7 protein-coding genes and 2 pseudogenes are annotated in these 8,839 nt (G+C 27.5%); 8 read left to right on the top strand and 1 reads right to left on the bottom strand.

The features are described from left to right. The coding region (locus BBA70_RS01785) for a hypothetical protein (protein WP_252861547.1) at positions 1-216 on the top strand (216 nt) is incomplete at its 5' end. A 95-nt stretch (positions 217-311) separates the two neighbouring features. On the opposite strand, the pseudogene BBA70_RS01780 reads toward BBA70_RS01785, so the two are convergent. Continuing rightward, a pseudogene (locus BBA70_RS01780) lies at positions 312-1,413 on the bottom strand (DnaB-like helicase C-terminal domain-containing protein); the annotation flags it as partial. Between the two features lie 145 nt (positions 1,414-1,558). Between BBA70_RS01780 and uvrA the strand changes: the two are divergent. From uvrA to BBA70_RS01740, 7 genes and pseudogenes are all read left to right on the top strand, one after another. Next, positions 1,559-4,475, top strand: a pseudogene (gene uvrA / locus BBA70_RS01775) (excinuclease ABC subunit UvrA). 605 nt (positions 4,476-5,080) lie between these two features. Beyond that, entirely contained in the window at positions 5,081-5,437 is a 357-nt protein-coding gene (locus BBA70_RS01765; protein WP_252861544.1) for a trigger factor family protein, read from the top strand. Further along, on the top strand, positions 5,404-5,769 hold the full coding sequence (locus tag BBA70_RS01760) for a trigger factor (RefSeq protein ID WP_252861543.1): 366 nt from the start codon (positions 5,404-5,406) through the stop codon (positions 5,767-5,769). The genes BBA70_RS01765 and BBA70_RS01760 overlap by 34 nt, the downstream gene beginning before the upstream one ends. Before the next feature lie 74 nt (positions 5,770-5,843). After that, positions 5,844-6,374 (top strand): hypothetical protein, encoded by a 531-nt coding sequence (locus BBA70_RS01755; RefSeq protein ID WP_252861542.1) that lies wholly within the window; start codon positions 5,844-5,846, stop codon positions 6,372-6,374. 83 nt (positions 6,375-6,457) lie between these two features. After that, a complete protein-coding gene (locus BBA70_RS01750) occupies positions 6,458-7,384 on the top strand; it encodes an LON peptidase substrate-binding domain-containing protein (protein ID WP_252861541.1) in 927 nt (308 codons plus the stop codon). Continuing rightward, positions 7,362-8,213, top strand: a complete 852-nt coding sequence (locus BBA70_RS01745) for an AAA family ATPase (protein WP_252861540.1) — start codon at positions 7,362-7,364, stop codon at positions 8,211-8,213. Before BBA70_RS01750 ends, BBA70_RS01745 begins: the two co-directional genes overlap by 23 nt. Before the next feature lie 76 nt (positions 8,214-8,289). Then, positions 8,290-8,829: a S16 family serine protease gene (locus BBA70_RS01740; protein WP_252861548.1), complete on the top strand. Its 540-nt coding sequence runs from the start codon at positions 8,290-8,292 to the stop codon at positions 8,827-8,829. Positions 8,830-8,839 lie beyond the last annotated feature (10 nt).

Below are 8,839 nucleotides of genomic sequence, written 5' to 3'. Positions count from 1 at the left end.
GAACTATTAATATGTTCATTAAAAATCTTATCATCTTTATCTAGCAACATCATTATCTTTATTTTTTTAATCCCTTTAATTTTTATTAATTATTTAATTAAATTCTATCTTTTTACCTATCGATTAAGCATCAAAAGATTAAAGCAAGGAATAGTGGTTCAATTTTATCAATATCTAACTACTACTAAAACTAATAATCATGTGGAACCTAATTAATACTTGGTTAACAAAATTAAATAATTGGTTTACTAATATCAGTAATCATTTCTTTAATCATCAAAATAAGTGGCTTAATTTAGCTTTATTAATCATTATCTTATTATTTTTACCTCATCTCTTATGTTTAAATAATAAGTTTCCATTTGATAAGGCAAAACATAACCAATTTCTTTAAATGTTTGTGTGATCATTTCAAAGTGATAAATTAAGATTTTTTTGGTACCACTTCTTTTTTTGATACATACTTCGATTATTTTTTGATTTTCATTGTCATTATAGTCTGAATATAGTTCTTCTAAGGTTGAATTATATATATTTATGGGTTTTTCTTTGTCTTTGGATAGTTTGGGTTGGAATTCAGACATCATTAAATTGATATTGAACAAGACGGACGCTTTTTTGTTTTAATAATAAAATGATATCCTTTGATTGTTTAATAAAAATGACGATATCTGAGTTAGTTTCGATTCCACCACTTCCTTTTAAAGCTGTTATTTCTGTATCTCTTGAAAATTGAGATAAAATGATAATAACAATGTTTAATTCAATGGCTATTTTAATTTAGTCATGATTTCATCAATGGATAGACGGTAATTTTCTAAGTGATTTGTGGTTTTGGTTATTTGAAGGCGGTCAATGACAATAATTTTTGCTTGTTTTTCTAAATTAAGGTGATAAACTAAATCAATTACATAATCAATATTTTTACTTTTTATCATAACTAAATGATAAATTTATGTTGGCAAAAAATTGTTTTGCTATTTTCATCATTTCTGTTTATTTGAGAGGTTTGATATTGGCATCTTCAAAAAATTTTTCTAAAATAACATCTAGAGGAATTTGAGTTTGGTGGGATAATAAACGATTTAAATTTTCTTCTAAGATCATTTCATAAGAAAATACCAAAATATGAGGATAATGAGAACTTTCTTTGTGTTTGGTTTTTGCTATATCTAAAAGAAGATTGTAGAAAAAAGTTGTTTTACCTAATCCAGTATACCCCCCAATAGTTATGATTTGACCTTTTTTAAATCCTTTTGTGGATTGGTTGAGTCCTTTTTAAAAGTTTCTGATAAACGGCAATATTCTTCTTGGCTTTTTTGTTTTGATTGTTGATCGGGTATCAAAAAATTCAGGATGCAAAGAGGCCATTTGGTTTAAAGTAAAGTGTGTTTTATCGTTTTTATGGTGAATTGGTTAGTCTTTTTTTGTTTCAAAGACTAAAAAAAATAATTTCATATCTTTTTTTAATTTTTACTAATATTTTTTGTTATAATTAACAAAGAAATTATATTTTAATAAATATATATAAGCTAATATTAAATATAAAGGTATTAAAATGAAAAATAATAAAAATCAATTTATTAAAGTCCGCGGGGCTCGTCAAAATAATTTAAAAAATATTAATATTGATATTCCTAAAAATAAATTAGTTATTATAACAGGATTATCAGGTTCTGGAAAATCTTCTTTAGCTTTCGATACTTTATATCAAGAAGGAAAAAGAAGGTATGTAGAATCGTTAAGTGCTTATGCTAGACAATTTTTAGGTAGTTTTGAAAAACCTAATGTAGATAGTATTGAAGGTTTGAGCCCTTCTATTAGCGTTGACCAAAAAACAACTTCTAATAATCCTCGTTCTACTGTGGGAACTATTACAGAAATATATGATTATTTAAGATTAATTTATGCCAATATTGCATTTCCTTTTCATCCTGAAAAAAATATTGTTTTAGAAAAACAAACCATCGAACAAATGATTAATAAAACTAATCAAACTTTTCCCAAACAACTAGTCTTAATCCTTGCTCCTATAATTGAAAGAAAAAAAGGAACCCATCAAAAAACCTTAGAAGCTCTTGCCAAAGATGGTTTTAATAGAGTAATAATTAATGATATTATTTATTTAATGGACGATATTCCTTCTTTAACAAAAAATCAATATCATAATATTTATGTAGTAATTGATCGTTTTGAAGTTAATTCAGATAATCAAACTCGTCTTTTTGAAGCCTTAGAGCAAGCTCTAAATTTAGCTCAAGGAAAAGTTTTTATTATGGATTATAAAAGTAAAAATAGTAATGATAGTAATAAGGATGATAATAAAAATAAAAAATGTCAAATATTAAAACTAAATTGCAATTATCATTTAGAAGGTATTAATTTTGATATTCCTTTACGTGAATCAAGACTTTTTTCATTTAATACTCCTTTAGGAGCTTGCCAAATTTGTAAAGGGATTGGAAAAACAGCAGAAATTGATTGTGATATGATTCTAGATTATGAAAAACCATTAAATAAAGATGCCATTTTAATTTTTAAAAGCAATAATGAATATAATAATTTCGCTAGCAAAGAACAAGAATTAAAAGCTGTATGCAATCATTATCAAATTGATATGACTGTTCCTTTAAAAAAAATAGATCCCCAAAAACTAAATATTATTCTTTATGGTTCACCTGACCAAATACCTTTAACTCCTCCTTTGTGTTTTTCTCGTTTTTCCAAAAATACCACCACCAAAACTCTTAAATGTGATTTTTTTGAAGGTATAGCTTCTATGCTTAAAAGACGTTTTGAAGAAACAACAAGCGAATGGCTCAAAAAATGGCTTTCTAATTATATGATGGAAAAAAAATGCAAAAAATGTCAAGGACAAAGACTTAATCAAGGGGCTTTACTTTTTAAAATCAATAACAAAAATATTTATGAAATAACTGATTTATCAATTGAACAAACCCTTGCTTTTTTCCAAAATTTAGAATTGTCAAAAAAAGATACAAAAATTATTAATTTAGCCCTCAAAGAAGTTATTAATCGTCTTACTTTTTTAAAAGAAATTGGGTTAGGATACCTTTCTTTATCGCGTAGTGTAACAACTCTTTCGGGAGGAGAATCACAAAGAATTAGGTTAGCTACTCAAATTGGCTCCCAACTTTCAGGAGTGCTTTATGTCCTTGATGAACCTTCAATTGGATTGCACCAAAAAGACAACGATCTTTTAATTAAATCACTTAAAAAAATGCGAGATTTAGGTAATTCTTTAATTGTAGTAGAACACGATCATGATACAATGCTTGCTTCCGATTATTTAATTGATATTGGCCCTCAAGCAGGTATTTTTGGAGGAAAAGTACAAGCTTTTGGAACGCCCCAAGAAGTAATGAAAAACAAAAATAGTCTTACAGGAAAATATTTATCCAAAAAAATCCAAATTAAAGTTCCCAAAATTAGAAGAAAAGGTAATAAAGATCATATTTTAGTAACCAAAGCTTCCAAAAATAATCTTAAATCAATTAATGTTTGCTTTCCTATGCAACAATTAATTGTAGTTACAGGCGTTTCTGGTTCGGGAAAATCTACTTTAGTAAATGATGTTTTGCTTGATTGCTTACAAAAAAATACAGCAAAAAAATAAAACCAACAAAAAGATTTTAGTCATTTAGTTAATGATTTTAACAAAGTCAAAAAAATAGTTGAAATTTCACAAGACCCAATTGGTAAAACTCCTCGCAGCAATCCCCTTACTTATACTGGTGTTTTTGATGAAATTAGAGAACTTTACTCCAAAACCAAAGAAGCCCAAATGAAAGGTTATCAAAAAGGGCGTTTTTCTTTTAACGTTAAAGGCGGTAGATGTGAGGTTTGTAGTGGAGATGGAGTCAAAAAAATATCTATGCATTTTTTTACCAGATGTCTATGTTATGTGCGAAGCTTGTAAAGGAACTCGTTATCAAAAAGAAACTTTAAGTATCAAATACAAAGATAAAAATATTGCAGATATTCTTGCTATGAGTGTTGAAGAAGGTGTTTTATTTTTCCAAAATCATCCTAAAATTAAACATCAATTAGAAATTTTACAAAATGTAGGGCTTGGTTATATTAAATTAGGACAGTCCTCACCAACTTTATCTGGAGGAGAAGCCCAACGAGTTAAATTAGCAAGCGAACTACACAAAAAAGTTATTCCAGGTGCTTTGTATATTTTAGATGAACCTACCACAGGACTTCATTCAGAAGATGTTAGACAATTACTTAAAGTTCTACATCAAATGACAGATAAAAAAGCTACTATTGTTGTAATTGAACATAATTTAGATGTAATTAAAAACGCTGATTATATAATTGATTTAGGTCCTGAAGGAGGAGCTTGTGGTGGATATGTAGTTGCAACAGGAACCCCAGAACAAGTAAGTCAAAATGAAAAAAGTTATACTGGTAAATATTTAAAGAAGATTCTTGATGAAAAAAAATAAATCCAAAAATGCAAACAAATTTTTAATTTAGATAAAGCAATTTTAAAAAAAATTCACAAATCTTAAAAACTTTATGGCCATCAAAAAATTGCAAAATGGGTAAAAGCAAAAAACCACTTTTAACTCACACCAACAAAACAATTTTAGGAAATGTTTTAGCATTCTACAAAAAAAATATTTTAAATCGCAACACATCAAAAAACCATTTAATCAGAAAGCAAAAATTACTAATAATTCCAAGAAATATTTAGTTATTATGGTATAATAAATAGTAGGAAGGGAAAAGTAATTTACACAATTACAAAGTTTATAAATGACAATTATTTTTCTACCACAAAATATTTATAAAAAAGGTTAAATGAATTAAAAAAGCTAAAAAAATAATCTGAATAAACCCATTAACCCAAAAAACAATGAATAATAATTTAATTGGAATTCGCTTATATAATTAATATATAAATACAAAAACTAATAATTATTTGTAACTATTTGCAACACCCAAAAACAATATTTTTTAGTTTTTATTAATGCTTCATAATCAAAATAAAAAACACCCTAAAACATAAAACAAATCCCAAAAAAACACAAAGGAAAAGGTATTAAAAATGAAAATTAAAAAAATCAACAATCAAAAAGTACAATATTTTTTTAAAGTTTCTTCAAAGGAATTAGAAACCCAACTGTCTAGCGCTTATGAAAAAATTAAATCAAAAGTAGAAATTAAAGGTTTTAGAAAAGGGCACGTTCCAAGAAAAATTTTTGAAAATCATTTCGGCAAAAACAATTTATACTCTGATGCATTAGAAAATATCGTACAAACTAAATATCAAGAAATCCTACAAAAAAAAGATTTTGAAAGCATGGGAATGCCTCAAGTAATTGATTTAAACGAAAAAAACTTAAAGACAATCAAAATTTTACTTTTGGATTGGAATTTATCGTTAAACCCAAAGTTATTTTAAAAAAATATTTAGGGTTAGAAATTACAAAAGACGAACTCGAAGTAAAAGATTGCGAAGTGGAAGAAAAAATAAATTCCTTATTAGAAAAACAAGCAACTTTGGAATCCAAAACCCAAAACAATTCTTTAGAATTAACAGACACTGCTGTTTTTGATTTTGAAGGTTTTGTTGATGAAAAACCTTTTGAAGGCGGCACTGCCAAAAATTTTAGTTTAAAAATTGGCTCTGGTCAATTTTTACCTGGTTTTGAAGACCAAATGTTAGGGATGAAACAAGGACAAAACAAAGACATTAATATAACTTTCCCAAGCGATTACCACCAAAAAAACTAGCTAATAAAAAAGTTATTTTTAAAGTAACTCTACACCAAATCAAAACTAAAAAAATACCTCAATTAACAGACAATTTGGTAAAATTACTTAAACTCGCCAATGTTTCAACCGTAGAAGAATTAAAAAACAATACTAAAAAAACTCTTTTAGATCAAAAAAAACACAAAGAAAAAGAAAACATTAAAAAACAAGTAATAGAACAATTAGTTAAAAATTCCGAATTACAAATTCCTCAGGAAATTATTTCCCAAGAAAAAACTCACCTCCAAAAAGAATTTGAAAAACAATTAAAACAACAAAATTTAACTTTGGAACAATACAAACAATATTTAGGTATTGGTGATGAAAAAATGGAAAAAGAATTCAACCAACAAGCACAAAAAAACCTCCAATACCGACTTATTATAGAACAAGTTGCCTTTCAAGAAAAATTAACTATTTCCAAAGAAAAAATCGAACAACAATACAAAAACTTAAGTAACCATTACAAAGTTCCAGTTAATCAAATCAAACAAAACCTTCCTGAAAAAAACTTACAACATTCTCTTTTGATGGATGAAGCCTTAGACCTTGTTATTAATAAAGCTGTTGTTGTTACTAAATAAAATAATTTATCAAACCACCAAAAAAATTCATTCCACAATTTAAAAATAAAAAAGTTAAAAAAATATCGAAAGGATGAAAATATATGAAAACCAAAAGCAAAAAATTAAAATCAGATCTTTCTATTGGCGAATTTGAAGATATTTTTCAAGAAATTCCTGAACAACTCCCAGTTGTAGTTATAAGCGAAATAATGCCTATTCCAAATGTTGATTTTCGTATCGAAGTATCAGACAATTCTTATTTAAAAGCTTTAAAAGAGTCAGAAACTAACGCAAATTCTTTCGTTATTCTTTTAACTCAAAAAGGTTTATCACACAACAAACCAAAACTAACTAACCTTCAACGTTACGGTGTATTGGCACAAATAATTACCAAAGTAAAAATCCCTCATGGCGATTTTAAAGTGAGATTTCGTATTTTACAAAGAGTAAAAATTGATAAATTTTTGCAAAAAGAACCTTTTTTAAAAGTCTCATACGAAAAAGTCAAAACCGTTTATGGAAGCATCGAAGAAGAAAAAGCCTTAATTAAGTTAGTTATAGAAAAAATTATGGACAAACCTTTTCAATTGCTTGTTCAAAACACCAATAATTTTTTAGATATCATCAAAACAGAACCAGAAACAGAAAATATCACTGATATCATTATCTTTAATTTAAAAATTGATGATTTAGATAAATACAAATATCTTAAAGAATCTCACCTTAATAAAAGAATTTTTTACATTCTTCAAGACATCCAAAGTTTACTTATAGGACTCGATTTAGAACAAAAAATCAATGAAAAAGTAAAACAAAGTATTGATGAAAACCAAAAAGAATTTTATTTAAGAGAAAAAATGAAAGCAATTCAACTAGAATTAGGGGACAAAGCCAAAAAAGAAGAAGAAATTGCAGAATTACGCGATAAAATAAAAAAACTCCTTTACCTCCTGAAATCAAAAAAAAGCTTTACAAGAATTATCACGTTATCAAACATCATCTTTAATGGCAGAATCTTTTGTAATTAAAAATTATCTTGATTTTTTACTGGAATTACCTTGGGGCAAAACCAGCCAAGATGAAAATGATTTAGTTGCCATTGAAAAATCCTTAAACAACCAGCATTACGGACTTCAAAAAGTCAAAGAACGTATTTTAGAATATGCAGCAGTCAAAATAATGACTAAGAAAAACCCTCAAAATATTTTATGTCTTGTAGGACCTCCAGGAGTGGGGAAAACCTCACTTGCCTCTTCTATTGCCAAAGCTTTAGGACGCCAATTTGTCAGACAATCTTTAGGTGGTTTAAAGGAAGAGTCAGAAATTAGAGGTCACAGAAGAACTTATATTGGAGCTATGCCAGGTCGCATTCTTGCAGGCATTAGGGACGCCAAAACAGTTAATCCTGTCTTTTTATTAGACGAAATTGACAAACTAGTAACCAATTATAACTTTGATCCTGCATCAGCTTTATTAGAAGTACTTGACCCACAACAAAATATTAATTTTATGGATCATTTTTTATCCGAACCATTTGATTTATCCCAAGTATTGTTTATTGCTACTGCCAATTATCTTGATAACGTTCCAGAAGCTTTAAAAGACCGTATGGAAATTATCGAAGTAAGCTCTTACACTGAAAAAGACAAAATTAACATAGCTTCCAAATATCTTTTAAAAAAACAACTTAAAAACCATGGAATCACTGACACAAATTTAGTTATTGATAATGATACTATCCTTTATTTAATTAGACATTACACCAAAGAAGCAGGAGTAAGAGAGTTGGATAGAATCCTCGCAGAACTAGCTAGAAAAACAGTTAAAGAATGTTTAATTAAAAAAAAGAACAAGTAATTATTACTACTAAAAACGTTACTAAATACTTAGGTAAAGAAAAATACCTAAATCTTTTAGATGAACAAAAGAAAAAATAGGTTCTACTAACGGGCTTGCCTATACTTATTTTGGAGGCGATTTACTTCCAGTAGAGGTTACTTATTATAAAGGTAAAGGACAATTAGTCCTTACAGGTAAATTAGGAGAAGTCCTCAAAGAAAGCGCTTATACTGCTTTAAGTTTCATCAAAGCTAACTGTCAAAATTTAGGAATAGATGCCAATATTTTTGCAGAAAACGACTTTCACATTCATCTTCCAGAAGCAGCTATTCCTAAAGACGGTCCTTCAGCTGGAATTACTATTGCTACTTCCCTTGTATCTGCAATTACCCAAAAATATATTAAAAAAGGTTTAGGAATGACAGGAGAAATTACTTTACGAGGAAATATTTTAGCTATTGGAGGTTTAAAAGAAAAAGCTATTGCTGCTAATCGTAGCGGTCTTGACACTATTTTTATTCCTCAAGAAAATTTAAAAGATATTGAAGATATTCCTGAAGAAGTAAGAAATAAATTAAATATTATTCCTGTATCAAATATTTCTGATGTTTTTTCACAAGTGTTTGTTGTTTAATTATTTATAT

Origin of the sequence: New Jersey aster yellows phytoplasma (assembly GCF_002554195.1) — a bacterium.
GTDB lineage: Bacteria > Bacillota_I > Bacilli_A > Acholeplasmatales > Acholeplasmataceae > Phytoplasma.
The sequence above is the reverse complement of the archived record's forward strand: the minus strand, read 5'-3'. Positions and strand labels throughout refer to the sequence as shown.

Excerpts from the sequence above, each read along its gene's own strand:
- BBA70_RS01765 (WP_252861544.1), top strand. The coding sequence starts at position 5,081 with ATGAAAATTAAAAAAATCAACAATCAAAAAGTACAATATTTTTTTAAA.
- BBA70_RS01750 (WP_252861541.1), top strand. The coding sequence starts at position 6,458 with ATGAAAACCAAAAGCAAAAAATTAAAATCAGATCTTTCTATTGGCGAA.
- BBA70_RS01745 (WP_252861540.1), top strand. The coding sequence starts at position 7,362 with ATGGCAGAATCTTTTGTAATTAAAAATTATCTTGATTTTTTACTGGAA.